This is a genomic window from Sporomusa aerivorans (genome assembly GCF_041428895.1).
GTDB lineage: Bacteria > Bacillota > Negativicutes > Sporomusales > Sporomusaceae > Sporomusa > Sporomusa aerivorans.
In genome coordinates this window covers 5,342,689-5,368,585 of sequence record NZ_CP156926.1, presented here as the reverse complement: position 1 = coordinate 5,368,585, position 25,897 = coordinate 5,342,689, and the positions used below count along the sequence as shown (strand labels likewise).

General features: G+C 48.3%; 27 protein-coding genes and 1 riboswitch. Of the genes, 25 read left to right on the top strand and 2 right to left on the bottom strand.

Translation table 11 applies throughout. The features are described from left to right. The first annotated feature begins 397 nt into the window (after nt 1-397). The 22 genes from SATMO3_RS25700 to SATMO3_RS25595 all read left to right on the top strand — a co-directional run bounded on the left by SATMO3_RS25700 (nt 398) and on the right by SATMO3_RS25595 (nt 20,343). Nucleotides 398-1,702, top strand: a complete 1,305-nt coding sequence (locus SATMO3_RS25700; RefSeq protein ID WP_371373051.1) for a dicarboxylate/amino acid:cation symporter — start codon at nt 398-400, stop codon at nt 1,700-1,702. 368 nt (nt 1,703-2,070) lie between these two features. Further along, entirely contained in the window at nt 2,071-2,982 is a 912-nt protein-coding gene (rocF, locus tag SATMO3_RS25695) for an arginase (protein WP_371373049.1), read from the top strand. 167 nt (nt 2,983-3,149) lie between these two features. Beyond that, nucleotides 3,150-4,073 (top strand): DMT family transporter, encoded by a 924-nt coding sequence (locus SATMO3_RS25690; protein WP_371373047.1) that lies wholly within the window; start codon nt 3,150-3,152, stop codon nt 4,071-4,073. A gap of 7 nt (nt 4,074-4,080) precedes the next feature. Continuing rightward, nucleotides 4,081-5,721, top strand: coding sequence for an amidohydrolase (locus tag SATMO3_RS25685; RefSeq protein ID WP_371381797.1), 1,641 nt, complete (start codon nt 4,081-4,083; stop codon nt 5,719-5,721). A gap of 31 nt (nt 5,722-5,752) precedes the next feature. Continuing rightward, nucleotides 5,753-6,175, top strand: coding sequence for a GNAT family N-acetyltransferase (locus SATMO3_RS25680; protein WP_371373045.1), 423 nt, complete (start codon nt 5,753-5,755; stop codon nt 6,173-6,175). 230 nt (nt 6,176-6,405) lie between these two features. Then, nucleotides 6,406-6,541: riboswitch (cyclic di-AMP (ydaO/yuaA leader) on the top strand. 260 nt (nt 6,542-6,801) lie between these two features. Then, nucleotides 6,802-7,188: a DUF2294 domain-containing protein gene (locus SATMO3_RS25675; RefSeq protein WP_371373043.1), complete on the top strand. Its 387-nt coding sequence runs from the start codon at nt 6,802-6,804 to the stop codon at nt 7,186-7,188. 27 nt (nt 7,189-7,215) lie between these two features. Beyond that, on the top strand, nt 7,216-7,494 hold the full coding sequence (locus tag SATMO3_RS25670) for a helix-turn-helix domain-containing protein (protein ID WP_371373041.1): 279 nt from the start codon (nt 7,216-7,218) through the stop codon (nt 7,492-7,494). Nucleotides 7,495-7,770: 276 nt separating this feature from the next. Further along, nucleotides 7,771-8,010: a hypothetical protein gene (locus SATMO3_RS25665; RefSeq protein ID WP_371373039.1), complete on the top strand. Its 240-nt coding sequence runs from the start codon at nt 7,771-7,773 to the stop codon at nt 8,008-8,010. A gap of 136 nt (nt 8,011-8,146) precedes the next feature. After that, nucleotides 8,147-9,034 (top strand): LysR family transcriptional regulator, encoded by an 888-nt coding sequence (locus SATMO3_RS25660; protein ID WP_371373037.1) that lies wholly within the window; start codon nt 8,147-8,149, stop codon nt 9,032-9,034. 16 nt (nt 9,035-9,050) lie between these two features. After that, nucleotides 9,051-9,806 (top strand): 5-oxoprolinase subunit PxpB, encoded by a 756-nt coding sequence (gene pxpB / locus SATMO3_RS25655; protein ID WP_371373035.1) that lies wholly within the window; start codon nt 9,051-9,053, stop codon nt 9,804-9,806. Beyond that, the gene (locus tag SATMO3_RS25650; RefSeq protein WP_371373033.1) at nt 9,803-10,738 is read left to right on the top strand and encodes a biotin-dependent carboxyltransferase family protein; all 936 of its coding nucleotides are present in this window, start codon (nt 9,803-9,805) and stop codon (nt 10,736-10,738) included. The genes pxpB (SATMO3_RS25655) and SATMO3_RS25650 overlap by 4 nt, the downstream gene beginning before the upstream one ends. A gap of 195 nt (nt 10,739-10,933) precedes the next feature. Further along, nucleotides 10,934-11,695 carry a LamB/YcsF family protein gene (locus SATMO3_RS25645; RefSeq protein ID WP_371373031.1) on the top strand — a complete coding sequence of 254 codons (762 nt, stop codon included), beginning with the start codon at nt 10,934-10,936 and terminating at the stop codon, nt 11,693-11,695. Nucleotides 11,696-11,842: 147 nt separating this feature from the next. Beyond that, nucleotides 11,843-12,556, top strand: a complete 714-nt coding sequence (pxpB, locus tag SATMO3_RS25640) for a 5-oxoprolinase subunit PxpB (protein WP_371373029.1) — start codon at nt 11,843-11,845, stop codon at nt 12,554-12,556. Next, nucleotides 12,553-13,557 (top strand): biotin-dependent carboxyltransferase family protein, encoded by a 1,005-nt coding sequence (locus SATMO3_RS25635; RefSeq protein ID WP_371373027.1) that lies wholly within the window; start codon nt 12,553-12,555, stop codon nt 13,555-13,557. The genes pxpB (SATMO3_RS25640) and SATMO3_RS25635 overlap by 4 nt, the downstream gene beginning before the upstream one ends. An 11-nt stretch (nt 13,558-13,568) precedes the next feature. Next, nucleotides 13,569-14,027, top strand: coding sequence for an acetyl-CoA carboxylase biotin carboxyl carrier protein (gene accB / locus SATMO3_RS25630; RefSeq protein ID WP_371373025.1), 459 nt, complete (start codon nt 13,569-13,571; stop codon nt 14,025-14,027). A 48-nt stretch (nt 14,028-14,075) separates the two neighbouring features. Beyond that, entirely contained in the window at nt 14,076-14,789 is a 714-nt protein-coding gene (locus tag SATMO3_RS25625; protein ID WP_371373023.1) for a DUF969 domain-containing protein, read from the top strand. Continuing rightward, nucleotides 14,779-15,732, top strand: a complete 954-nt coding sequence (locus SATMO3_RS25620; protein WP_371373021.1) for a DUF979 domain-containing protein — start codon at nt 14,779-14,781, stop codon at nt 15,730-15,732. Before SATMO3_RS25625 ends, SATMO3_RS25620 begins: the two co-directional genes overlap by 11 nt. Before the next feature lie 12 nt (nt 15,733-15,744). Beyond that, the gene (gene accC, locus SATMO3_RS25615; protein ID WP_371373019.1) at nt 15,745-17,091 is read left to right on the top strand and encodes an acetyl-CoA carboxylase biotin carboxylase subunit; all 1,347 of its coding nucleotides are present in this window, start codon (nt 15,745-15,747) and stop codon (nt 17,089-17,091) included. Between the two features lie 148 nt (nt 17,092-17,239). Beyond that, nucleotides 17,240-18,088: a methyl-accepting chemotaxis protein gene (locus tag SATMO3_RS25610; protein ID WP_371373017.1), complete on the top strand. Its 849-nt coding sequence runs from the start codon at nt 17,240-17,242 to the stop codon at nt 18,086-18,088. A gap of 151 nt (nt 18,089-18,239) precedes the next feature. Further along, on the top strand, nt 18,240-18,602 hold the full coding sequence (locus SATMO3_RS25605) for a hypothetical protein (protein WP_371373015.1): 363 nt from the start codon (nt 18,240-18,242) through the stop codon (nt 18,600-18,602). Nucleotides 18,603-18,740: 138 nt separating this feature from the next. After that, nucleotides 18,741-18,956 carry a hypothetical protein gene (locus SATMO3_RS25600; protein WP_371373014.1) on the top strand — a complete coding sequence of 72 codons (216 nt, stop codon included), beginning with the start codon at nt 18,741-18,743 and terminating at the stop codon, nt 18,954-18,956. Nucleotides 18,957-19,377: 421 nt separating this feature from the next. Then, a complete protein-coding gene (locus tag SATMO3_RS25595) occupies nt 19,378-20,343 on the top strand; it encodes a S8 family peptidase (protein ID WP_371373012.1) in 966 nt (321 codons plus the stop codon). Between the two features lie 150 nt (nt 20,344-20,493). Here the strand turns inward: SATMO3_RS25595 and SATMO3_RS25590 are convergent, their stop codons facing one another. Then, nucleotides 20,494-20,991: an N-acetyltransferase family protein gene (locus SATMO3_RS25590; protein WP_371373010.1), complete on the bottom strand. Its 498-nt coding sequence runs from the start codon at nt 20,989-20,991 to the stop codon at nt 20,494-20,496. A 301-nt stretch (nt 20,992-21,292) separates the two neighbouring features. On the opposite strand from SATMO3_RS25590, the gene SATMO3_RS25585 reads away from it, so the two are divergent. Together SATMO3_RS25585 and SATMO3_RS25580 are read left to right on the top strand one after the other, a co-directional pair. Then, nucleotides 21,293-22,030, top strand: a complete 738-nt coding sequence (locus SATMO3_RS25585; RefSeq protein WP_371373008.1) for an MBL fold metallo-hydrolase — start codon at nt 21,293-21,295, stop codon at nt 22,028-22,030. 288 nt (nt 22,031-22,318) lie between these two features. After that, on the top strand, nt 22,319-24,298 hold the full coding sequence (locus SATMO3_RS25580; protein WP_371373006.1) for a methyl-accepting chemotaxis protein: 1,980 nt from the start codon (nt 22,319-22,321) through the stop codon (nt 24,296-24,298). A gap of 120 nt (nt 24,299-24,418) precedes the next feature. Here the strand turns inward: SATMO3_RS25580 and SATMO3_RS25575 are convergent, their stop codons facing one another. Beyond that, on the bottom strand, nt 24,419-24,661 hold the full coding sequence (locus tag SATMO3_RS25575) for a hypothetical protein (protein WP_371373004.1): 243 nt from the start codon (nt 24,659-24,661) through the stop codon (nt 24,419-24,421). A 214-nt stretch (nt 24,662-24,875) separates the two neighbouring features. Here SATMO3_RS25575 and SATMO3_RS25570 point away from each other — a divergent pair, with 214 nt between their 5' ends. Further along, nucleotides 24,876-25,790 (top strand): Na/Pi cotransporter family protein, encoded by a 915-nt coding sequence (locus SATMO3_RS25570; RefSeq protein WP_371373002.1) that lies wholly within the window; start codon nt 24,876-24,878, stop codon nt 25,788-25,790. Nucleotides 25,791-25,897: the final 107 nt, after the last annotated feature.

Here is a 25,897-nt window from a genome sequence, read left to right as displayed (position 1 = left end):
GGTGTAAAAAATTCTATTTGATTTACATATTACATTAAGTTCTGCAGTGTTGATGTGTGGCGGAGTCTGCTGTTTGTTACACAGGTGTGTTTATATTTCGAAATAATTGTTTTTTACAGATGGATGTTTACGAGTATACAGAATACATAGAATTTTTTTCTAATTTTCCCTTGCAATACTGTAAATAATAGGAGTCTTTGAGGTATAATGGAATAGATTACAGATATAGTTAGTAATGAGATGTGAGTTATTTATCGCTGGGTGAGGGAAGGTGATCTGAAAAAGTGCACTGGATACAAACTTTTTGTTATTGCAGGCAAACAATAGGGGGTGCGTAGTAGTTAACTTGGTATTTTTATAGCTTTAATCTTTTACAAAACTTTAGAGGAGGAAGTTTATGAAACAATACCAAAAGCTATTATTAGGATTTATTTTGGGTGTTATTGTCGGGTTAATTGCGTATTATAATTTACCTGAAAAAGCTTTTCCTTTCATGACGACATTTACAGAGTTTTGTACTTTAGCCGGTGCTATCTTCCTAAAAATGATTTTCATGGTCGTTGTTCCTTTGTTAGTTTCCGCTCTAATGCTTGGTGTTTATGAACTTGGCAAGGGCCGCAGCCTGGGAAAGGTTGCAGGAAAATCGTTAATGTATACTGTTGTTTTAAGCCTTATTGCAGTTTTTATTGCTATTGCAATTACTAACGTTATACAGCCAGGCGTTGGGCTGCAGTTTGACAAGGAACAGCTTGCAAAAAATCAGGCCGTTATCTCAATTAATAAAAACATGCAGCTTGCGCAAGCAAAACCTTGGACTACATACATTACGGATTTGATTCCTCAGAACCCTGTTGATTCTGCTGCCAGAGCATTCGGCGGTGAGATTATAGCTGTTATGGTATTTGCATTAATGTTCGGCTATGCTCTGAGCGTATGTGTTAAAGATGAAGAACATGCCTTTATTAAGGTACTGCAGGCAATTTTTGACTGTTCACTCAAAATAATCGACTGGGCTATGCAAATTGCTCCTTATGGTATATTTGCGATTGTATTTAACACTACCTACCGCATGGGTGCCAGCTTCCTGGGAAATGTTGCTTTATTTGCCGGTGTAGTTGTACTAAGCCTGCTGATTCAGCAATTTATTACGTATAGCATATTCCTTAAGTTTTTTGCTAAAACAAACCCATGGAAATTCTTTGCGGGCTGCCGGGAAGCATATGTATATGCATTTTCAACTGCTTCTTCCAATGCCACCTTGCCAATTGCCTTGGAGGTTGCAGAAAAATCGCTTAAACTTCCTTCCAAAGTTTCACGTTTTGTTTTGACTTGCGGTGCTTCCGCCAACCAAAACGGTTCAGGCTTGTATGAAGGTGCCGTATTACTGTTCTTAGCTCAAGTTTACGGAATTGATTTGACAATAAGCCAACAGGTTGTTGTGGTATTAACCGCAGTTTTGGGAGGTGTCGGCACGGCAGGTGTTCCTGGCGGTACTTTGCCGATAATCGCTATTTTGTGTGTAAATGTTGGCGTACCTGTTGAAGGTTTGGGCTTAATACTCGGCGTTGACAGATTCCTGGATATGTGCAGAACAACATTGAACGTATCTGGTGATTTGGTAATAGCCAAATTAGTAAGCACAGGTTTAACAGACGAACAATTAGCAGATGCGCATGATTCAACACCAAATATAAACGCGTAAGGATAAAAAAAGACTGTCTCAAAGAGGCAGTCTTTTTTTATCCTGATAGAAAGTATAACTTTCGCCTGGATAAGGGCAACATCGGCTTCCGCTTTCGCCAAAGGCTCGGCGCAAGCCGTGTTTTCTTTATTGCGCAAAAAAATACTTCGGTTTCAAAAATCGCATAGGCGGCAGGTTAAATTCGGGTAAGTGTAAAATACTACTACAGATCACAGGTTTTATCCTGTAACTAACCCGCACTAAGACTCCTGCTTCTATAAGCGGGAGATAAGTGCGGCTAAGTTCCTGGATAAGGGCGACTAAACTTCAGGTGGGGTTAAAACCCCATCTGAAGCTAAGTCTACTTTATGAAATGGATGGTGTTCTATATGAATTCAACGATAAACAAACATATTTCGCTGATTGGCGTCCCTATTGACCTGGGGGCCGAGCACCGGGGGGTTGATATGGGGCCTAGTGCTGTTCGTTATGCGAGAGTTAGAGAAAAGCTTGAGAGTCTTGGCTATGATATCGAGGACAAAGGCGATATTTTGACTAGCAGGCCGGGTTCCTGTTTTATAGATGGAACCAATCTAAAATATCTGGATGAAATTGAACGGGTGAATACTGAATTATGTCATATGGTTGCCGGAGAAATGGAAAAAGGCCGCTTTCCGCTGGTGCTTGGCGGCGACCACAGCATTGCCATCGGTACTATCTCCGGAGTTTTACAGCATAAAAAGCGACTGGGCGTCATCTGGTTTGACGCGCACGGCGATATAAACACTGCTGAAACATCACCTTCCGGCAATATTCATGGTATGCCGGTTGCCGTAAGCTTTGGTTTGGGGCACGAACGGCTGACAGGCGTGGGTGGCAGGGAAGCCGTACTTGACCCTAAAAAGTTTGTTATGATTGGCATCCGCGATTTGGACCCGGGAGAAAAATTGCTGCTGAAACAACTGGGGGTTCTTGTCTATACTATGCATGAAATTGACATGCTGGGTATGGCCAGGGTTATGGAAGAGGCAATCCGCATTGTTTCTGAGGACACCGACGGCGTTCATGTCAGTTTCGATATGGATGTCATGGACCCGTTGCATGCGCCAGGGGTCGGCACTCCGGTTTTCGGCGGGCTGACCTACCGGGAAAGTCACCTGGCAATGGAACTGATTGCGGCGGCTAACATTGTCAGCAGCGCCGAGTTTGTCGAAATCAATACTGTCCTGGACCATCGCAATCAGACGGCTAAGGTCGCGGTGGCGCTGATGGGGTCGCTGCTGGGGGAAAGGGTACTGTAAAGCAGGGCGGGCTCAGTACAGGATAAATTTTTTGGTATAAATTTCTGTAACCTTGCATAATTTAATAAGTTAGGTAGGTTTTTTCCTGTTAAAGTCAAATTATGTAGTAAAGGAATCCAAATCCCGCCGCAGTCTGGCAACGGCGGAGTATGAGCGAGGTTTTAAGTATGACGCAGGAAAAAACAAAACAGCTTATCGGTATTGCCTGTGTAAATCTGGCCACGTTGACATGGGCATCCAATATGGTGCTGGGCCGTTTGCTTAAAGACGCTATTGGCCCGATAACTCTATCGTCCGTCCGTTTTTGTGTCGCCGCACTGATTTTTGCCCTGCTTCTTAAGCGGCAGCCCGCCGCCGGGCAGCGTATGGGTAAGGACTTTTGGCTGCTGGCGGCTATGGCTGTTACCGGAGTAGTGCTTTTTTCCCCCATTCTGTACTGGGGACTGCACTATACCACCGCCGTGAACGGCACTATTATTAATGGTTTGGCGCCACTTATAACAGGCCTGTTTGCTACCTGGGTAATCCATGAGCCTATGTCCGGACGGCAAATGACCGGCGCTCTCTTAGCATTGGCCGGTGTTCTTTTCCTGGTTTCCGGCGGCTCCTGGTCCTTCTGGCAGACGGCGGGATTTAACATCGGCGATCTTATTATCCTTGCTGCTGTGGCCTTATGGGGGCTATACTCACTTTTCAGCAGCCGGGTTATGCGGCAGCGGTCCTCCGTCTCGGCAACCGCATTATCCATATTTATCGGCCTGCCGGCCCTGATACTTTTGGCTGTCCTGGAAATGCAGCATGTGCCTGTTCAGTTCGACGCCCGCTTGCTTCTGCTGACTGTGTATTTGGGTGTCGTACCGGGCGCCTTTGGTTTTTACGCCTGGAATGCGGGGGTTGCCCGGCTGGGAGCTGGCGGAGCTATGGTTTTTTATAACACGCTGCCTCTCTACGGGGCTTTGCTTGGTTATATATTTTTGGATGAAGCCATCGGCTTGCCGCATATTATTGGCGGCCTGTTGATTATCTCTGGCGGCATCTGGGCTGCGCGGCAGCCGGCAGCCGGTACCCGACCGGCGCTGGAGGAGCCGTAGCGTGCTGATGACCAAAGAAAAGAGGCTGATTAGGGGGATGCAACCTGATTTAATTATAATTAACGGCCGGATTTGGACCGGCGAGCCTGAGCTGCCTTATGCCGAGGCCCTGGCTGTACAGGCTGACATCATCATTGCTGTGGGGTCCAATGACCAGATCCGTTTGCTGAGCAGCTCTAACACCGAGGTTGTGGATGCTGACGGTCATTTGGTTTTACCCGGCTTCATCGACAATCACACCCATTTGCTGGTAGGGGGAATGCAACTTTTATCCCTGAATCTTCGCCAGGCCGGCAGCAAGGCGGAATTCATGCAAGCGGTTGCCAACAGGGCGGCCACTACATCGCCCGGCATATGGATTACCGGCGGTGGCTGGAATAATGACCAATGGCCGGGCGGGGAGATACCGGCCAAAGAGTGGATTGACAGTATGACTCCCCATAATCCGGTCTTTCTTGCCCGCAGTGATCTGCATATCGGCTTTGCCAACAGCCTGGCGCTTAAACTGGCCGGCATTACCCGGAATACTGCCGATCCTGCCGGCGGCGCCATCGTCAGGGATACTGACACAGGTGAACCTACCGGTATTCTGAAAGATACCGCCGTACGGCTTGTTCAGAATTGTATTCCGGCGCCTTCTGAGGAGCAGTATGATCAGGCGCTGATAGCGGCTATGCGGCATGCCGCTCAGGTGGGGGTAACGTCGGTTCAGGATATTACGGCCTGGGCTGATTGGAATGACTGGAAAACCTTTGAACGGTTCCGGCAGCAGGAAAAACTTACTCTGCGTATCTACGCCCGGACCCAAATCACGGAATGGGAAAAACAGCTGGAATTGATGGCGGCAGGGTTTTGTGGAGATGCCTGGCTGCGTCTGGGCGGCGTAAAAGGTTTTGTTGACGGTTCGCTGGGCTCAGGTACGGCGTTGATGTTCGGCCCTTATCAGGATGCGCCGGCGACAGCAGGCCTCTTAGCCGAGCAAATGTTTCCCGCAGGAATTATGCAGGAACGGATTACAGCCGCCGACAAAGCCGGATTGCCGGTCTCAATTCATGCTATCGGCGATAAGGCCAATCATATCCTGTTAGATATATTCGAGGCTGTCATTCTCGCCAATGGCAAGCGGGACAGGCGGTTTCGCATTGAACATGCGCAGCATCTGATACCGGCGGATATTGAGCGGCTGGCGCGGCTGGGGATATTGGCCTCGGTGCAGCCAGGACATGTTTATGAAGACGGCTGCTGGGCCGAGAAACGTATTGGCAGACAACGCTGTCAACTGACATATGCTTTCCGCTCACTGCTGACAGCCGGTGCAAGCCTTTCTTTCGGCACTGACTGGCCTGTTGTGCCGCTTAATCCTTTTCAGGGTATTTACAGCGCGGTAACCCGCCGGACGCAGGATGGCCGGAATCCGGAAGGCTGGGTGCCGGAGCAGAAGCTTTCGGTGGCAGACTGTTTATATGCTTATATGCAGGGGAGTGCGTATGCTGAGTTTAGTGAAAGCGCCAAAGGGACGCTTTCGCCAGGCAAACTGGCCGATATCCTTGTGGTGTCGCAGGATGTTATGACTGTTTTGCCGGAGGACATTGCCAAGACAAAAGTCTTATGCACCATTGCCGGCGGAAAAATAATCTATCAGACTTAGGCTGCGGGCCGGAAGCCGAAAGGCGGCAGGTATGACCGGGTATCAGATACGCGAACTTAGGATTACTGATTATGAAGCTTTGCTGGCTTTGTGGCAAAGTACGCCGGGAATGGGGTTGAGTGAAGCCGATTCCCGGGAAAACCTGGCAGTGTTTTTATCCCGGAATGCCGGGTTAAGTTTTGTGGCGCTTGTGGGGGAGGAAATAATCGGCACAATCCTCTGCGGTCATGACGGACGCAGGGGGTTTTTGTATCATCTGGCAGTACAGAAGCCGCAGCAGGGAAGAGGCATTGGACGAAGTTTAGTTAAGCACTCTCTGGCCGGGCTAAAAGCGGCCGGCATAACAAAATGCCATTTGTTTGTTATAGCCGATAACAGTCAGGGCATGTCTTTCTGGGAACATATCGGCTTTAAGCAAAGAACGGATATCCATATTTTTTCCCGAAACTTATAGTACGGCAGGCTATAGGAAAAACCGGTTTAGCTCCGGGGAATGCCCAAGCTGCATAATTTTGTATACCGGAATCGGGCGGGGCGGCAATTCCATGAGATAGCAAGCTCGGTTGAGATAGGCTAAGAGACATGGTGATAAATCTTAATAGTTCAAGCGCAAAGGGTTGCTGAGCACGCCATAGTGTTTATTGACTCTTTCTTTTTGTTCATTCTGGGAGTATAGTTAGATATGACAACCAAAGGCCGAATTCCAGACAAGGAAGCGGAGGAACCACTTATTGGGGTTAATTCTGCAACGCAGAAAGGATGTTTGTACTCTTGCCATCCTACCCGTCAGCTAACTTCGCAGGCTAAAGCAGGAGGTCGCAAGACCTTTAGTTTAAGGGTCTTCTTTTTATTGCCCTGACAACAAGTATAGCTTTCCGCCGGCTAGGGCAATATCGGCTGTAAGCTTTTGCTAAGGGTTCGGCTGAGGCCGTGTTTTCTTTATCCTGATAGAAAGTACAGCTTTCGCCTGGATAAGGGCAACATCGGCTTCCGTTTTCGCCAAAGGCTCGGCGTAAGCCGTGTTTTCTTTATTGCCCCGCTAATGTAATATGTTTGCGGGAGCTTTTAGGAGGGTACTTTGTGTTTCAGAAAAAAGCTGCTTTAGAAGCAGCCATCAGTGATGCCTTTATTAAGCATCACCGCAGCCTGGTGGGCAGGGGGCCTGTGGAAGCCAGGACCTATATTATCGAGGATATGGTACTCATCCGGTTTAAAGGTGTGCTGACGGTCGAGGAAACCCATTTGGCTAAAACCGACAAGGGCCGTCAGATTGTAAAAGAAATGCGGCAGATACTCAGGGAAACCTTTAGCACGGAGGCGGAGGAGCTGGTTGCCAAACTGACCGAATGCAAGGTGGTCAGCAGTCACAGTGATATCAGCACTAAAACCGGCGAACGGGTAGAAATATATATTATGGCTGAAAATCTGGAAAAGAAGCTTAGATGTTTGGAAAAGAACGGCTGCTGAGCCGATTTATAAATAAAGGGGATTTGTATGTTTGGCGAGCGGATTCAAGCATTGCGTGAACGTTGTGGAATGACGCAGGAGCACCTGGCGCAAGCTATTGGGGTATCGGTAACGGCAATTGAACATTATGAGGCCAACCGCTGGCGTCCGGGCAGCACGCTTGTTGGCAGGCTGGCAAAGGAATTAAAGACGACTGTTCCGGAACTGGTCGGCGATTGTCTGGCAGTGCAAAATGAGGACGGCAGTACTGTTTATATTAAGAACTTTGGCCTGGGCCGGTTTTGTGCCGTTGGTAAAACAAAATGACAGGCTTGGGTGATACTGTTTCATTGCGTGCGTAATTGGATGATTGAGTCGGGTTTTGTAAAAATATGTACAGTGGCAGCAGGATATAGTCTCTGTTATCGAGAAGTACCCATAACTTAGCTGAATGGCGGTTATGGGTGCTTCTGTTTATACAGAAACAAGTGTTTAACTACAGTAACCGGAGCAATGTATTGTACACGTGGGAGGAATATTCGGTGAAGGACAAAATAGGCCAGCGGGAGCGGATGATCAGCGCAAGGCGAAATAATTCTCAATGTGCTGATCCAGGAATATCTAAAGACCGATGTGACCGGCAGCGAGCCTGGCCAGGATCCCGATTTTTACCGGCGCTTTTTTGATACCGCCATGTATGGTTTAACAAATAATCTTGAACTATTAGAAACCTCATATAAACTGTATGTTAACATCTGCCGGCAGAAAGGGGTTATACTAAGCCGTAAACAGATTACCGGCTTTGATTTGCTTGACGGCGTACTGACTGACGTAGCTTTTTAGCCGGCGACTAACCTTCAGATGGCTTATAAGAAAGGACTTGGTTTGTGCTGAGTCTTTGGCGAAGGGTTAAAGCCGGTGTTACTCTTATCAGGGAGGAAAGTTATACTTTTAACAGGATAGAACGGGGTGCTGCTATTTGGAAATCCGGCAATTAAAAACGTTTATCACCATTGTGAAACTGGGGAGTTTTTCGCAGGCTGCGCAGTTTCTGGGCTATACCCAGTCTACTCTGACAACACATATCCAGTTGTTGGAGAAAGAACTGGATACTGTATTGTTTGAACGGTTTAGTCATCAGCTAATGCTGACAACCGATGGGGAAAGGCTGTATGACTATGCTGAACAGATTGCCAAGCTGGCTGATGATGCCAAAAATCAATTTGACAACTTTGCAGTGCCCCACGGGCCTATTGTTATTGGCATGCCGGAATCTTTAGGAGTATATTACCTGACCGATGTGCTGAAAGAGTATGTTGCGTTGTATCCTGACGTAGATTTAAAAGTGAAATTCGGCATAGCCAGCGATTTTCGTTATTTGCTTAGAAAGAACATGATGGATCTGGCCTTTTTTCTGGAAAAAAGTATTCAGGATACCGATTTGAAGGGACAACTATTGTGGCCGGAAGCTGTTGTTATGGTATCTTCACCTCAGCACAGGCTTGCCAGGCAGAAGCAGGTAAAGGTCAAGGATCTCCAGGGACAAGCCTTTGTTTTTACCGATTCAGGCAGCAATTACCGGATGACCTTGGAAGAAATTATGAGCAAAGCCGGCGTTCAGCCGCGCACGGTGCTGGAGATAGGACAGCTTGAGATTTTAAAGCAGTTTGTGATCGGCGACCTGGGTATCGCCATTCTGCCGCTCATCGCCGTGCAAACAGAAATTGCGGCCGGACTTTTATCGTCCTTACCCTGGCAGGGGCGTGATCTTACCACCAATACTTTTTTGGTGTACCACAAGGAGAAATGGCATTCGCATGCCATACGGGCCTTTATTAAGCTAGTTCACGAAAGACTGCTGAGATGAAGCGAGTTGACTGGGAATGAATGTATTACCGGATATTATACTGCAGCAGGCCGGTGAATTTGGTCTGGTAGTCGAATTAGGAACCGTCATATCACCGGAAATTAACGCACGTGTACAGCAGCTTACCAGGCTGCTGGCGGCCGAGAACCAGCCTGGCATTCTGGAGGTAGTTCCTACCTACCGGTCGGTAACGGTTTACTTTGATCCACTGGTTATAACACGGCAGGATTTATCAGGGGTTATTCGCCGGCTTTACGCCGGGATTACGCCGCTGAGTCTGAACAATTTGCCGTCCCGTGTGGTAAAGATTCCTGTCTGCTACGGCGGTGTCCTGGGGCCGGATTTGGATTTTGTGGCAAGATATGCCGGCTTGTCTGCCGGCGAAGTGATTGCCCAGCATACCTCCCAGACATATCAGGTTTATATGCTCGGGTTTACGCCGGGTTTTCCTTATTTGGGCGGCTTGCCGGAAAAACTGGTTGTACCGCGGCAGGAAACGCCGCGGAGCAATGTGCCGGCCGGGTCGGTGGGCATTGGGGGAAATCAGACCGGTTTTTATCCTGTGGAGAGTCCGGGCGAATGGTGGCTGATTGGCCGTACGCCCGTTCAGGCTTTTGATCCGCGGCGCAGCAATCCGTTTCTGGTTGCTGCCGGAGACTATGTCCGGTTTTGTGCTGTCGATATTGATGAGTATTTCAAGATTCGCAGAAAAGTAACGTCGGGGACCTATGCATTGCAGATGAGTCGCTGCGACGGCGGAGGATGTCCATGATTACCATTCTACAGCAAGGCGGCTTTACCACAGTTCAGGATGAAGGCCGTTGGGGCTTTCAGGCGTTTGGCATGCCCATTGCAGGCGCCATGGATAAATACGCCTGCCGGGTGGCTAACCTGCTGGCCGGGAACCGGGAGAATGCGGCTGTTATTGAAATGACAGACTGCGGGGCGGCGTTTAAGTTTGATCAGGAACAGTTTGTTGCCGTCTGTGGCGCCGATATGCAGGGAAAATTAAATGGCAAGGCTGTTGCGAACTGGTCAGCTTTTTTTGTCCCCAAACGGGGAGAACTCATGTTTGATACGGCAACAAGCGGTTTGCGCACGTATCTGGCTGTTCGCGGGGGCATAGATATACCGCCTATACTGGGCAGTCGCTCAACCTATACCCGGGCGCGCATCGGCGGTTTGGAAGGGCGGGCATTGCGCCAGGGCGACGTATTGTACCTTGGTGGGGACAGCGCATCTCAGGCTATATCCCGCATATTGCCAAGCCGTTATATTCCTGACTACAGCTCTGAGCTTACCTTGAGAGTTATGCTGGGGCCACAGGATTATATGTTTGCCGATAGCGCGAGAAAAAGTTTCCTCACCAGCACCTATGTTGTTGCGGAGGCCGACAGGGCCGGGTATTTACTTAAAGGGCCTAAAGTGCTGCCTGTCGGCAAAGAAACTGATATTGTGTCAGATGCGGTGGGGTTAGGCGCCATTCAGATCGCCTCAAATGGCCGGCCGTTCATCGTCACGGCGGATCACCAGACAACCCGGGGCTTTGCCAAGATCGGTTATGTAATTCGGGTGGATATATCTTTTTTGGCGCAGGCCAGGCCTGGCGATAAGATTCGTTTCAGCATGGTAAGCGAACAGGCGGCCATTGATGCATTGCTGGCTGAAAAGCAAATTTACGCCAAGATTATTAAAAAGTTGTAGGGCCATTTCAAGAAAATTGAAGGGCCCTATTTAATTTTTCAATTTTACGTATGGCTATTTACAATGGTATGATAAACAACAAGAAAATCATGTAACGTTGTAAAGAAGCAATGGCGCTTCAGACAAAGCTGGGAACGGACTTTGTTTGTTGCGCCCTTTTTCTGTGCCGCGTTAGCTGCAAAGGGGCGAGCAAGCGTGTTTAGGGTAGATTTAAATTGTGATTTGGGCGAGAGCTATGGCGCCTACAAATTAGGAGTAGATGAAGAAATACTGCCCTATGTTACCTCTGTCAATATTGCCTGTGGTTTTCACGCGGGAGACCCGGGAATTATGCGCAAGACAGTAGATTTGGCTCTGAAAAACAAAGTAGCAATTGGGGCGCATCCCGGTTTGCCGGATTTGATTGGCTTTGGCCGGCGCAATATGGCGATTTCACCACAGGAAGCGTACGATATGGCCGTCTATCAGATTGGTGCGCTGGCGGGTTTTGTCAAGGCGCAAGGCGGCAGAATGCAGCATGTAAAGCCACATGGGGCTCTGTACAATATGGCTGCGAAAAGTAAGGATCTGGCCAGGGCCATTGCTGAAGCCGTGTACAAAATTGATCCTGAGTTAATTCTTTTTGGTCTTTCCGGCAGCGAACTGGTATGTGCCGGCGAAAGCATGGGACTGAGAACGGCTCATGAAGTGTTTGCCGACAGGACTTACCAGGAGGATGGATCACTGACGCCGCGGAGTCACCCCGACGCATTGATTGCCGGGCATGAGCAAGCCGTAGTGCAGGTTATCCGCATGGTGCAGGAAGGCCGGGTAACTTCGCAGCAGGCAACAGAGGTTGCTATACAGGCTGATACGGTTTGCATTCACGGTGATGGCGCCGCAGCCTTGGCATTTGCCCGCCATATCCGGGAGGTACTTGAACGTTCGGGAATCGTAGTCCAGTCTTTTAGTAAGTAAAAGTGAATACCGCGCAAGTTTTTTGCAGAAAAAAACGCAGCAGCTGATAACAAGCAAGTGAACCTGTAGGCAATGGCGCCGGGCAAGGTCTCTTACAGGGGAACCTGTAAATTGTTGTCAGCTATTTTTATAAATGGGGTGAGACATTTGGGGCATACCAAGGCTGGTGGCCTATCAGCCGCAAATATGCTGCCGTTTGGTGAAACGGCTATTATGGTGGAATTCGGAAAAGGCATTGATCCTGTTTTTCATAGCAGGGTCAAGGCGTTATCCCAGTATCTTGATAACCATGCGTTTGCGGGCATGGTGGAATATGTTGCGGCTTTTGCCAGTGTTACTGTGTTTTATGATCCTGTTAGCATCACAGGCGATATGGTTATCGCTAGACTGCAAGCAATTCTAGCTAAGCTTGAACACGAAGAAACCTCCGAGGCCAGGGTTGTAGAGATTCCTGTCTGCTATGGCGGCGAATTCGGGCCAGACCTGGATTTTGTGGCTCAGCACAACGGCTTAACGACAGATGAGGTAGTTGAAATCCATACCGGCGGCCGCTATCTTGTTTACATGCTTGGCTTCGCTCCGGGCTTTCCGTACCTGGGTGGCATGTCGGAGCGGATTGCCGCACCGCGGCGTCAGTCGCCCCGGCCGGCCATACCGGCAGGAACAGTGGGAATTGCCGGGATGCAGACCGGTATGTATCCGATAACAACACCAGGTGGCTGGCAGCTTATCGGGCGAACGGCGGTTGCCTTATTCCGGCCTGCTGATAATCCTCCTACCCTCTTAAAGTCCGGTGATATCATTCGGTTCAAAGCGATTACTCCAGAGGAGTACCATACCTTAAAGGGGGCAGACAAATGAGTATAACAGTTATCCGTCCCGGTCTGCTCACAACCATTCAGGATCTGGGGAGATATGGCTATCAGAAATATGGGGTAATTGTCAGTGGCGCCATGGACCCCTATGCATTGCGGGTGGCTAATCTGCTTGCCGGTAATCCCGAGGGAGAGGCAGTACTTGAAATTACTTTGCTGGGACCCGCCCTGAAGTTTGATGCTGATGCCCTGATTGCCGTCACCGGCGGTGATTTATCTCCGGTTATTGACGGCAAGCCTGTGCCTTTATGGCGGCCGGTATATATAACTAAGGACAGTGTTCTCCAGTTTGGCGCAAGTAAGTCCGGCTGCCGTTCCTACCTTGCTGTAGCCGGCGGCTTCGGTATCGGTGAGGTGATGGGCAGCAAAAGCACTTACCTCAGGGCGGGTATTGGCGGCTTTGACGGACGGGCGCTGGCGGCCGGTGATGTGCTGGCAATAAATTCCCCGCAGAACGATTTGGATGAGTGGCTGGCGCAATTGGTCAAGCAGGGACCGAATCATCCGTTTCTGTCAACATCCTGGTATGCCGGAACGGAGCATTCTTTATCGGGCTCTGCGCCGGTTAGTGTAAGGGCTATGCGCGGCAGTCAGTATGAACAGTTTTCCGCCGCTGCGCAAACAGCGTTGTGGAATGGCGAGTTTAAGGTAACGCCGCAAGCCGACCGGATGGGCTACCGGCTGACAGGACCGGCCTTAGAATTGGCCGAGCCTCTGGAAATGGTGTCTGAAGCCGTAGCTCTCGGAACCATCCAGGTGCCGCCTGATGGCAATCCGATTATTTTACTGGCCGATCGCCAGACTACAGGCGGCTATCCTAAAATCGCACAGGTAGCTGCTGTGGACGCAGCCAAGGTTGCCCAGGTCAAGCCTGGTGGAAAAATTAAATTTACTGAAATTACCGTTGCCGAGGCGGCAAGACTGTATCGGGAACGTGAAAAGAGGATAGAGTGTCTGCGAACGGCGATAAAAATGAAGCATTTATAAGGAGTGAAACTATGCTAAGTATTAATGAAATTCTGGAGGTTATCAGAGCGGTGGATCAGTCGGCGATAAGCCGGCTGGAGTTAGAACAAGAGAAAACCCGGCTGGTGATTATAAAAGGCGCTAATGACTTACCGCCTGCGCCGGCGCAGGCGGCTGAGCCTGTCAGAGCCGCCGTGTCAACGGCGGAGGATTTGCCGGTAGAACCTGCCGCCGCTGTTGGTGAAGAAAAATATCATCAGGTTCTTGCCCCAATGCTGGGAACTTTTTATGCTGCTCCCGAGCCGGGGGCTCCGGCGTTTGTCCAGGTCGGACAAATAGTGGATACTGGTACCGCAGTCTGCGTACTTGAAGCCATGAAGCTATTTAACGAAGTAGAGGCCGGCATGGCGGGCGAGATCATGGAGGTGTTGGTGAAAGACGGTGAATTTGTTGAATACGGTCAGCCGCTCTTTAGGATAAAGCCTAAGTAACCTATCTCTTTATCGGTAAAATAAATTGAAACAAAGGAGCAAAGAAGTATGACACTGTTAGGTATTGTTGTGGTTATTGTTGGATTTGCGTTACGGTTTAATCCCCTGCTGGTGGTTGTTGTCGCCGGCATTGTCACCGGTTTGGCAGGAAACTTGTCGATTGACAAGATATTGACTATTTTTGGTGAGGCGTTTGTCAAAAATCGCTATCTTCCTTTATTCTTACTGACTTTACCGGTTATCGGCCTGCTGGAACGCAATGGCTTAAAGGAGCAGGCGCTCAATGTCATTGGCAAAATCAAGGCGGCAACTACCGGGAGACTGTTAATTCTGTACCTGTTTATTCGTGAAGCAGCTGCCGCTATCGGTCTGACTGCATTAGGCGGGCACGCTCAGTTGGTTCGCCCGCTTATCGCCCCGATGGCCGAAGCAGCCGCTGAGAATAAATACGGACCGCTGCCTGAAACAACACGTAATAAAATCAAGGCCTTTTCTGCGTCTGCCGATAATGTGGGACTTTTCTTCGGCGAAGACATTTTTATAGCCTTTGGCGCCATTTTGCTTATGAAAGGTTTTTACGAACAAAACGGCATTATTCTGGAACCGCTGCATATTGCCCTCTGGGGGATACCTACCGCTATCGCGGCTTTCATCATTCATAGTGTTCGGCTGTACCTCCTGGATCGCACCATTCAGCGGGAAGTGCAGCAAGGCATTGCGGCCAATGCATCGCAAAAGGAGTTGAACAATCATGCTAATTAGTCTTAATCACATCTATTTCATACTGGGGGCGCTTATTGCTGTTGTGGCACTGTTGTCTTTTCTGGATAAGGGTAATCCCAAGCGGTTCCTGACAGGTTCTTTCTGGGGGCTCTATGCCGTTAGTTTCTTATTTGGCAATATGATCAGTCCGGTGTATATGGGAGTTCTGGCTATCGCTATGGCCGTTATCGCCGGCTGCGGCGGTGTACGCATGGGGAAACATGAGGAAGCCGCTGTTGAAACCCGCAGTGATAAGGCTAAAAAGCTGGGGAACTGGCTGTTCATGCCGGCCCTCCTGATTCCTGTTATTACGATAATTGGAACCCTGGGCCTGAAAGATTTTAAAGTAGGCAGTCTGCAGCTTTTAGACAAAGCTAATATTACATTAGTCAGTCTGGGTATGGCTTGCGTTTTGGCTCTGGTGGCCGCGATGCTGCTCACAAAGGACAAAGGCTTGCAGCCTGTAAAAGAATCGCGCCGTTTGTTCGATGCTATTGGCTGGGCGGCTGTTCTGCCTCAGATGCTGGCTACTCTTGGAGCCCTGTTTGCCGCCGCCGGCGTCGGCCAGGTTGTATCCAACCTGGTTGGTGCGGCTATTCCGGTTGATAACAAGTTTATGGTGGTACTGGCGTATGGCGTGGGTATGGCTTTATTTACTATGATTATGGGCAACGCTTTTGCGGCCTTTCCGGTCATGACGGCCGGCATTGGCTTACCGCTGGTAGTTAAGATGCACGGCGGGGATCCGGCTGTATTGGCAGCCATTGGTATGTTCTCCGGTTATTGCGGTACGTTAATGACCCCCATGGCCGCTAACTATAATATTGTGCCGGCAGCTCTCCTGGATTTGCCCGACAAAAACGGGGTTATTAAGGCGCAGGTGCCAACCGCCCTGATGCTGTTGGCAGTCAACATATTCCTAATGTATTTCTTAGTATTTTAACGGAGTGTTGTTATGTTTAAAAAAGTACTGATCGCTAACCGGGGTGAAATTGCTGTAAGAATCATCAGGGCCTGCCGTGAGATGGATATTGCCACGGTGGCTGTATATTCAGCCGCAGACCGGGAGGCGTTGCATGTGAAGCTGGCCGATGAAGCCTATTGTATTGGTCCGGCGGCTGCTAAAAAAAGCTATTTAAACAGCTTCGCGCTTCTGAGCGCGGCCCTGGCCGCAGGCGCAGACGCCATTCATCCCGGCTACGGATTTTTGGCGGAAAACGCCGATTTTGCCGAAAACTGCACTGCGGCAGGACTGGTGTTTATTGGCCCGGAGGCCGGCGCCATTCGCGCCATGGGCGCAAAAGCCGTTGCCAGAAAAACCATGGAGAAGGCCGGTGTGCCTGTTGTACCGGGAACAGCGGGCATAATTGAAGATATCAAACTGGCAGTAAGCGTAGCGCAAAATATTGGCTATCCGGTTATTGTCAAGGCTACCGCCGGCGGTGGTGGCCGGGGGATGCGGGTAGCGCAGGATGAGGCCGAGCTCCTGAAAGCCATCCGCCAGGCGCAGAAAGAGGCCGAGCTGGCATTTGGCGATCCGGGTGTTTACCTGGAAAAATATCTTGAAGAACCCCGGCATGTTGAAATCCAGATCATGGCTGACAAAGAGGGGAATGTGATTTATCTTGGCGAACGCGATTGTTCCATTCAGCGCCGCCACCAGAAGCTGGTTGAGGAAGCGCCGTCGCCGGCGCTGAATCCTAAGCTCAGGCAAGAGATGGGCCAGGCAGCCGTACTGGCAGCCAAAGCCGTGCACTATCATGGCGCAGGCACGGTAGAATTCTTACTTGATAAGCATGGCCGGTTCTACTTTATGGAAATGAATACCCGCATCCAGGTAGAACATCCGGTTACCGAACTGGTAACCGGGCTGGACTTGATTAAAGAGCAAATTGCCGTAGCGGCCGGCTGCCCGCTTTCAGTCGCGCAGGATGAGGTCGCTATTAACGGCTGGGCCCTGGAATGCCGCATCAATGCGGAAGATCCGGGCAGAAACTTTCTTCCCTCTCCCGGAATTGTCCGTACCTACCTGCCGCCGGGGGGACCCGGAGTCAGGGTTGACAGCGCCGTGTATTCTGGTTATGAGATTTCGCCCCATTATGACTCACTGGCGGCCAAAGTCATTGTCTGGGGCAAGACCCGGCAGGAGGCCGTGAAACGTATGCAGCGGGCCTTAGCTGAGTTTGTTATTGAGGGAGTGGCGACGACGATTCCCTTTCACCGGAAACTTTTGCAAAACGAAGTGTTTCTTAGCGGAAATTTTAATACCGGCTTTTTAGACAATCATAACGATGCACTGTAGCCGCCCCGGCTGGTCAGCTGAAATCCATTAAGTTCTTTTAGGCAGGATGTTAGTAATCTGTTGCCCTGTATGCTTGAAATTGCTTATCCTAACTTTCTGTTCCTAATATTTTGGCTGGCAGCTGCTGCGGCTAAGCAAGGAGGAGAGCATGAAACGGCATTCAGGCGAAGAAATAATGCAATTGTTTACCGAAGTGGCGCCCTACCTTAATGAAATATTTGTTGAGGATGTAGGGATATCGGTAATTAAGGATGAGGTATACTCAGCCTATGTACCGGGTAAGTCCTTTGATCTGGGCCTAAAGGCAGGAGAGCCTATGAAAGGGCAGGTCAGCGAGCAGTGCATAAAAACCGGTTCCCGGGTTATCCGTCTTATTACCCGCGAACAATCGGCGTTTGACATTCCTTATATTGCCTGCGCCTATCCGGTCAAGGACGAGAACAATACAATTGGTTGCGTCATTACGACGCAGGCTATTGTCAATCAGGAGAAAATCCGAACAATAGCCAACGATCTGGTAGCTTCCTCGGAAGAATTCACGGCCAGCATGGAGGAATTGGCGGCAGGGGCGCAAGCGTTGGCGGCCGTTTGCAATGAGCTGGGGCAGGTAAGCAGCGGCTTGACCGACACCATCCGGCAGACTGATGAGATTGTCGCATTTATCCGGAACATATCCAATCAGACCAATCTCTTAGGACTCAACGCCGCTATTGAAGCGGCGCGGGTCGGTGAGGCAGGCCGCGGCTTCAGTGTTGTCGCCGAAGAGGTTCGCAAGTTGGCGACTGTCAGTGCTGAATCCGTAAAAAATATCAACGCATCGCTAACCAAGATACAGGGTTCAATTGCCCTGATGAATGATAAAGTAGTTGCTATCGATAAAACGGTTCAGATCCAGGAAACCTCCATTAGTGAAATGGCTTACACCAGCCAGGGATTAGCCACGATGGCCTCGGAATTGTCCGGCGTTTCCGACAGTATGATACATGGTGTAAAGTAAGCAGGTGTATTTACCTATAGTTGTTTATGGTCCGGAATTTGATAAATCTTGAGGATTACATGAGGTCAGCGGACAAAATCCGCTGACCTCTTTCTGTTCATTTGATGAGCAGGAATTTGTGTCAATATACAGAAGTTAGTAGAGAGGCTGGATGAAAAAACAGATTAGGGCAATAATGATGCTTATGACCAAGGAAATCAATCGTTACTATGAATGTGAGAGGTACATTACCGTGAGTAGAGAAAAAATGCTGAATAGAGAGCTTATTGTTCCGGCTATAAAAAAATATTGTTTGGAAAGCTATAAAGAATTTACTGTTTCAGACCTGATCCATAAAGGCGGGTATCGGTATAGGGTAGAAATAGAAGCCGATGGCACTGCCTTTTTTGTAGATTTCCATTTCAGGGCAAATGGAAGCACCTCAATTGATATATCTAGCGGTCAACACGTTGATAGAAAAAAGCAAATTAAGGATGCGATACTTGGAGATCCCGCCTGCTTGCTAGTGCGGTAGACAAAGTAACAAATTTAAAAACACGGACATTATCATTAAAAATGCTGAATCTGGCTTTCAAGGAGCCGGAAGAAGATAAATTTATCAAGCACTAAAATATAGCTGCTGGTAACATTAATTAATTTGGAGGGATTTTTTATGGGAAGATTTGAAACTGCAGAGAAAATTGGTTTGCGAGACAAGATTTCTAAAAAAATAATAGCAGTCTATCCCTTAAAAGCTACCGGAAGTGACACGGAAATCGAGAAGCTGGTTCGCGATTGGTACTATAAACAGAGTTGTAAGGCAGAGGATGAGCTTTTGACTGCGTTTGTCGATGTTTTGACTGAACAGGAAATAAAATCACGGCAATGACGGGACCGTTAGGGAAGGGCACTGCATAATCCCAGGATATGTAACTAGGAATAAAATAGAACCTGCGAAAATTCGCAGGTTCTATTTATTTTGCAATTGCTGAAGATGGCTTCTATCTACAGTATAAGGGGATAATTCCTGGAGAGTTCTGGAACCTGCAGGAGTTTGTGAAGAAACTGCAAAGCTAACAATCCATTTGGCAACTGCCAGCATGCTATTATAAGCCGCTAAAATATGGATAAATTCAATAATAAAGACCTGATTTAGGAAAAAACTTTTAACACTTCATATATCGCTATAGTCAATGAAAAAACAGGAAAATATTGGAATAATGCAGAAGTGATTATATAACATGTTACACAAAAAAAGTAAGAAATTTTTTGTGAAAGAAGAATGATAAAATTCCAGGGAGGAATCATGTATGAATGAAATGAGCCTGGTGCCTTTTGAAGTCAAAGAAGTAATTAATCAAGTTGCAGAAATCCCCGAAGGTGTCAAATTAATGAACGCTCCGGAAGTATGGAGTGAAAGCAAGAAAGGAAGTGGAGTAGTAATTGCGGTCTTGGATACGGGGTGCCAAAAAGATCATCCCGACCTAAAAGACCGAATTATTGGTGGCCGCAATTTTACTTCTGACTTTAACGGTGATGAAAACATTTTTGATGACAATAATGGACATGGGACGCATGTTGCAGGAACAATTGCTGCCTCGGAAAATAATCAAGGCGTTCTGGGCATGGCACCACAGGCGAGTCTGCTGATTCTCAAGGTTTTAGAAGGGAGTGGAAGCGGAAGTCTTCAGGGCATTGCCGATGCTATTGATTATGCGATTGACTGGAAAGGGCCGCAGGGAGAAACGGTACGCATTATTTCGATGTCCTTAGGCGGACCCCAAGGTTCGCAGGAACTGCATGATGCTATTATTAAGGCGACAAACAGCGGTATTCTCGTAGTCTGTGCAGCAGGAAATACGGGCAAACAGGAAGTGCAGTTTCCCGGCGCATATAATGAAGTCGTTGGCGTAGGGGCAGTTGACTTGAATAAAAAATTTGCTTACTTCAGCACAATGAACAATGAAGTCGATGTAGTGGCCCCTGGTGTTGATATCATATCGACATATCCGGGCAATAAATATGCGAAACTATCCGGCACCTCCATGGCTACTCCTCATGTCACCGGTGCGGCGGCTCTAATCATTAACCAGTGTGAAAAAGATTTTGAGCGTACCCTTACCGAAGTTGAAATATATGCACAGCTATGTAAAAGGACAAGTACGCTGGGGTATAAAAAGATGAAGGAAGGCAACGGTTTCTTAGATCTTACTGTGGGATACCAAATTGTCTTAAACCCTATGGAGGTAGAAACAAAGGAAGTTACTCTGGTATAAGTTTTTAAAACGCTCTCACAGTATTGTGTCTGTATAATCAGCCTTACAACCAACAAGTACAACATAAACGCAGCTTTAAATAAAACACAGCCTGTCCGGTCAGCGCTGTGTTTTTAACTGCAATCAGATTTGCATATATAATCATGAAACTCAGGCAAGTATTTTTTGATAAGCAACAACATCAAGCAATTGTCCGAATTTCTGTCCTACTTCTTTATAATGAGCGCATTTAACATAACCGTTCTTTTCAAAGAGCTGAATACTTGCTTCGTTTTCTCCGCATATCGTAGCTACTAACACATGCAGCTTCATTCTCTTAGCATATTCTTCGATATATCTTATCGCCATACTGCCAATACCCTTGCCGATAGAATCTGGCCGCAAGTAAATTGTTACCTCGGCAGTATTGTCATATGCTTCTCTTTTTTTGTGCTGAGCTATATAAACATAACCGCAAATTTCATCTTCCTGACAAACTACAAATGTTTTATATTTTTCATTATCAAAAAATACTATTTCACTCATCTCTGCCCGGGTTAGTGAGCGTGAATGAAATGTCGCCGAAGTATTTAAAACATAGTAGGTATAAATCTGTAGCACCTTATCTAAATATTCTTCTTTCATTTCACGAAAATAGTACTCTCTCATACCGAACTCCTCCTTGAATATTTGTGAATAAAAAAAGCACCGGGAAGCTACGGTGCTTTGAACAACTTTGGCCAATCAACCGAATCTAACTTTATTATAATACTAGTAGCACAAAAAACAAGATTGCTATGTGGCTGCTTCAGCTCCTTAATTCTAGGATTGTTATTCTTTTGGTGGCTGATAAATTTTTCTTTGGCGACTTTCAAGAATCTTTGGGTGGTGGGCATAACGCTCTTTATGCTGTATAATCTTAGTCAAAAAAGCCAATACGGAGGTGACGAGGGCCTTACAGGCCCCGGTTATGACAAAGTCTGTTCAGGTTAAGATTCTTGAGCTCGATGTGGAGGTATTCGGTAATAAAAGCAGAATACACCCTGTGCTCATCTGGGATGAGGCGGAGGCTACCCTGATTGACAGCGGTTATCCAGGCATCTTTGAGCAACTGCGGCAGGCGGTAGAGCAGGCCGGTGTTTCCTTTCAACAGGTTAAGCGCGTCCTAATAACCCATCATGACTGGGATCATATTGGTACGCTGCCGGACATTCTCCAGTTCAATGGTTCTGTTCAGATTCATGCGCATGCTGCTGAAAAGCCATATATTGAAGGCGATATTCCCCCTGTTAAGCTAACGCCGGAGCGTATTGCCGCCAGGATTGCAATGCTGCCGGAAAATATGCGGGCTGTAGCGGCTGCGACGTTTGCCAGTCTTCCTAAAGCCCCGGTTAGCCGGCTGGTGGCTGACAATGAACTGCTGCCTGTTCATGGCGGCATTCGGGTTATTCATACGCCGGGGCATTCACCAGGGCATATTTGTTTATATATTTGTGATTGCCGGCTTTTAGTTACCGGCGATCAGCTGCGGGTGGACAACGGGAAGTTAATCGGGCCGGCGCCGGAATACACGCCTGATTTGCCGGCGGCTTTGGCGTCGCTTGGTAAACTGCTGCGCTATGATATTAACAACGTAGTTTGTTATCACGGCGGTTTATATGAGGGAGATATCGCTGCCCGTATTGCCCGCATAACTGAAGAAATTTAATATTGGACGGTATAGCATATTCTTAACAGACAAAGGAATAACCAGCAATCTACTCTATTTACAAATAAAGCTATACATTGTAGAATATTGTCACAGGATAGGATACCGGCAAAGAAGCCTTCGACTCTTAAGGGTCGAAGGCTTTTATTATAGGAGAATGACTTTTATACAGGAATAGTGTTAGCTGGTTTTGGTCAGCTTACCGAACTAAGAGTTTCTTGTGTCGAAAGGAGGTGGCAAATACCGGTGTTTACTACATAATATCGCAATAATTTAGGAGGCAGAAAAATGAAGTTAAGGATTAAGCTTACACTCTTGTTCTCATTACTGACAATCATTGCATTATTGGTATCATCTATTTCAGGTTATATGTTTACTAAGGGCCAGGTTGCGGCCGGCATCCAGGAAGAAATGAAAGCCAATGTACTGTCGCATGTTAACAAACTTGACGGGTGGTTGATAAGCAAAGCCAGAATGCTGGAAATCACGGTGGGCAACTTGCGGAGTACAGTCGGTGACGGAGAAATAACCGTTCCTATGCTGGCCGGGTATAAGACCGTGGATAAAGAACTGTCAGACATGTACTTTGGCTCGGTAGACGGCAAAATGGTGGATGGCAGCGGCTGGACGCCGCCGGCCGATTATGATCCCCGCACCCGGGCCTGGTACAAGTCGGCCATGGAGCAAGGCAAACTGTGTTTCTCAGAGCCGTATTTGGACGCCGTTACCAAACAAATGGCAGTATCGGTGGCTATGCCGGTAAAGAACAGTTCCGGCCAGATTCGCGGTGTTATCAGTGAGGATATATTACTTAATACACTGGTTGACAATGTGAAAGACATCAGACTGCACGGTGAAGGGCATGCGTTTTTGATTGATGCCAAGGGCTTTTTGCTGGCTCACCCTGATCCTGAACTAGTGTCAAAAAGCGTTTTTGAAACAAATAAATTAAAAGAGATGTCAGCCACCGTTAAGAATATTCTTGGTCAGGAGCAAGGGGTGACCACCTATCGCGAAAACGGCAAGGAATATCTCATGGTATATCAAAAAGTGTCTTCCACAGGCTGGATGCTGGCAATCAGCGTTCCCCAGGAAGTGGTCTCCAGGCCGCTGGTTACCTTGAGCTGGCTGTTTGCGCTGGTAACTTTGGCCTGTGTTCTTCTAGTAACTCTAATAACCTTTGTTATGGCCAGACGCATAACCAAACCAATTGAAGCTTTGGCCGGTCAGGTCAACCTGGTTGCTGCCGGCGATCTTACCAAACAGGCTGATGCTGACGGTAAGGATGAAATTGCCGAACTCGCCGCGGGTTTTAATAACATGGTCCATAATTTGCGCGAACTTATTATGCGGGTACATACCAGCGCCGATCAGGTAGCCGCGTCATCGGAGGAACTGACTGCCAGTTCGCTGGAGTCGGCCGAGGCTTCCAATCAGGTTGCCGGCTCGGTTGCCGATATCGCGCAGGGGGCTCATTTACAGCAGAATACCGTGGAAGAAACGGCGGCGGCCATGGCTAAAATGTCCCTGAGTATCCGCCAGGCGGCTGCTGATGCTGAACAAACGGTTGCCAGGTCCGCGCAGGCGGCGGCTAAAGCCAGGGAGAGCGGTACCTCGATTGGCAAGGCTGTTGACCAGATGGCGCTTATAGAACAAACGGTGAACAGTTCAGCCAAGGTAGTTGCCAACCTTGGTGAGCGTTCCAAAGAAATCGGGCAGATTGTCGACACCATATCAGGTATTGCCGGGCAGACTAACCTGCTGGCGCTAAATGCCGCCATAGAAGCGGCGCGGGCCGGTGAACAAGGCCGGGGCTTTGCCGTTGTCGCCGAAGAAGTCCGCAAGCTGGCTGAGCAATCGCAGGATGCGGCTAAACAAATTGCTATGCTGATTACTGAGATACAAGAGGATACGGCTAAGGCTGTGGCCGCAATGGGTGACGGTACCCGCGAAGTTGGCCGGGGCGCAGAGGTAGTGAATGAAGCAGGCCGCGCCTTCCGGGAAATTACCGAGATTGTGTCGCAGGTTTCCGAGCAAGTAACTCAGATTTCTGCCGTTATGCGGCTGGTTGATGACGGTAATAAGCAAATTGTGGCGTCTGTGCATACTGTCGAAGGGTTGAGCAAAAAGGCTACGGTTGAAGCCGAAACGGTATCTGCGGCTACTGAAGAACAACTGGCTTCAATGGAAGAAATTGCATCCGCCAGTCAGAGTCTGGCCAACATGGCGCAGGAGTTGCAGGAAATCGTTAATAAATTTCATGTATAGTTGAACTAGCCGGGTTTTAAAACATGTGCCGCAAGGGTGCAGGCCAAGGCCAGTTATATTAAAAGCAGTTGAGAGTTCTCTCTCAACTGCTTTGTAATATTGGTGAAGAATGCGATTTTCTTATCTGTCTGCCGACAGACAGGAATTAACCTTATGCCGCAGGGACGGAGAGAGAGTTGTTAGAAACAGCACAAAAAAGTAATCCGACAACAAGCGAAACTGCATTACGAAACGAAAGGCCGGCAACAAGCGGAGCCGGGGCAGCTGGCTTGCGATTTTAATAAAGCCTGCCGCCAGGGCGATTAGGCTGACAATACCGGCCAAGGAAGACGGAAAATTTTTTTTGCCTCTGTTTTGTGGCATTTTCTCCGGCTCCTTTCATTAAAATGTCTTTGAGTAGTAAGCTTTTTAGAAGCTTCCTTAAGGAGACTCCTTCCTTAGTACTATTCGCTGCCGGTTGACAATAACCTGCCTGCCTGGCTGTGGTAGCTTCTGGCTGGTTGCGTGCACATATTTCGATTTATGCCGACATACATATAAAAGTCGCACAAGAGTACCGCGTATTGGGGGGGACAATATGGTAACAGTACTAGCAGGCCTTAGTCTGCTGCTGGGTGGTATTTTTATAATGCGGTATGGTTTACAAAAGGCGCTATGGCGAAGACTGCAGGCCGCTTTAGAACAACTGACCAAAACACCCTGGCGGGGGTTTGTGCTGGGAACGGCAGCGGCAGCTTTATTGCAAAGCAGTACAACCGTCTGTTTAATTACCATTGGTTTAGTGAGCGCCGACTATATTTCCTTTCGTCAGGCATTGGGGATTATTCTGGGAGCCAATGTCGGCACATGTTCAACACTGCAGCTTGTCAGCATGGAAGTTCCCCTGGCGTATACTTTGCCGTTATTGGCGGCAGCTATAATGCTTACTGCCTTCAGGCCATTCCGTTATGCCGGCATAGCCTTGAGCGGATTGTTGAGTATGTTTATCGGCTTGGATTTATTGGTTGCCGGTATTGCCCGGTTATCCGGCTCGGGTGAACTGGCGGAACTGCTTGTCCTGGCCAGGTCTAATCCACTTTATGGAATTTGGGGAGGCATTATAACAACACTGGTTTTTCAATCAAGCAGCGCCGCTACTGCCTTGTTGATGGTGCTGGCCGACATGGGCCTGCTGGATGCGGGCACCGCAGCTTATGTCGTGTATGGCAATAATATTGGTTCGTGCGTATCTTCCGTTGTTTTTAGCGCGGCGGCGCCGCTGGCCGCAAGGCGGGTTGCTTTAGCTCATATTGTTTTAAACGTTGCGGGCGTCATTTTTTTTTACCCGCTTACTCCTCTGCTTATTGCGGCTGCAGAATTTTTGTCGCCGGATTTCAGTGGTCAGATAGCAGCTATGCATACCTTGTTCAACCTGCTGTCTTCCCTGGCAGTGCTGCCGCTGTTTAACCAGTTTGTCCGGCTGGTTGTATTCTTACTGCCGGGGAGAAGGTAAAAGAATAGCTCCTTTTATCCTGAAACTAACCCGCACCAAGACTCCTGCTTCTATAAGCGGGAGATAAGTGCGGTTAAGTTCCTTATCGAAAAAATTAGTTGCTAATT

Coding starts and splice junctions, on each gene's coding strand:
- SATMO3_RS25700 (WP_371373051.1), top strand. CDS start 398: ATGAAACAATACCAAAAGCTATTATTAGGATTTATTTTGGGTGTTATT.
- rocF (WP_371373049.1), top strand. CDS start 2,071: ATGAATTCAACGATAAACAAACATATTTCGCTGATTGGCGTCCCTATT.
- SATMO3_RS25690 (WP_371373047.1), top strand. CDS start 3,150: ATGACGCAGGAAAAAACAAAACAGCTTATCGGTATTGCCTGTGTAAAT.
- SATMO3_RS25685 (WP_371381797.1), top strand. CDS start 4,081: ATGACCAAAGAAAAGAGGCTGATTAGGGGGATGCAACCTGATTTAATT.
- SATMO3_RS25680 (WP_371373045.1), top strand. CDS start 5,753: ATGACCGGGTATCAGATACGCGAACTTAGGATTACTGATTATGAAGCT.
- SATMO3_RS25670 (WP_371373041.1), top strand. CDS start 7,216: ATGTTTGGCGAGCGGATTCAAGCATTGCGTGAACGTTGTGGAATGACG.
- pxpB (WP_371373035.1), top strand. CDS start 9,051: ATGAATGTATTACCGGATATTATACTGCAGCAGGCCGGTGAATTTGGT.
- SATMO3_RS25650 (WP_371373033.1), top strand. CDS start 9,803: ATGATTACCATTCTACAGCAAGGCGGCTTTACCACAGTTCAGGATGAA.
- SATMO3_RS25635 (WP_371373027.1), top strand. CDS start 12,553: ATGAGTATAACAGTTATCCGTCCCGGTCTGCTCACAACCATTCAGGAT.
- accB (WP_371373025.1), top strand. CDS start 13,569: ATGCTAAGTATTAATGAAATTCTGGAGGTTATCAGAGCGGTGGATCAG.
- SATMO3_RS25625 (WP_371373023.1), top strand. CDS start 14,076: ATGACACTGTTAGGTATTGTTGTGGTTATTGTTGGATTTGCGTTACGG.
- SATMO3_RS25620 (WP_371373021.1), top strand. CDS start 14,779: ATGCTAATTAGTCTTAATCACATCTATTTCATACTGGGGGCGCTTATT.
- accC (WP_371373019.1), top strand. CDS start 15,745: ATGTTTAAAAAAGTACTGATCGCTAACCGGGGTGAAATTGCTGTAAGA.
- SATMO3_RS25610 (WP_371373017.1), top strand. CDS start 17,240: ATGAAACGGCATTCAGGCGAAGAAATAATGCAATTGTTTACCGAAGTG.
- SATMO3_RS25605 (WP_371373015.1), top strand. CDS start 18,240: ATGAAAAAACAGATTAGGGCAATAATGATGCTTATGACCAAGGAAATC.
- SATMO3_RS25600 (WP_371373014.1), top strand. CDS start 18,741: ATGGGAAGATTTGAAACTGCAGAGAAAATTGGTTTGCGAGACAAGATT.
- SATMO3_RS25595 (WP_371373012.1), top strand. CDS start 19,378: ATGAATGAAATGAGCCTGGTGCCTTTTGAAGTCAAAGAAGTAATTAAT.
- SATMO3_RS25590 (WP_371373010.1), bottom strand. CDS start 20,991: ATGAGAGAGTACTATTTTCGTGAAATGAAAGAAGAATATTTAGATAAG.
- SATMO3_RS25585 (WP_371373008.1), top strand. CDS start 21,293: ATGACAAAGTCTGTTCAGGTTAAGATTCTTGAGCTCGATGTGGAGGTA.
- SATMO3_RS25580 (WP_371373006.1), top strand. CDS start 22,319: ATGAAGTTAAGGATTAAGCTTACACTCTTGTTCTCATTACTGACAATC.
- SATMO3_RS25575 (WP_371373004.1), bottom strand. CDS start 24,661: ATGCCACAAAACAGAGGCAAAAAAAATTTTCCGTCTTCCTTGGCCGGT.
- SATMO3_RS25570 (WP_371373002.1), top strand. CDS start 24,876: ATGGTAACAGTACTAGCAGGCCTTAGTCTGCTGCTGGGTGGTATTTTT.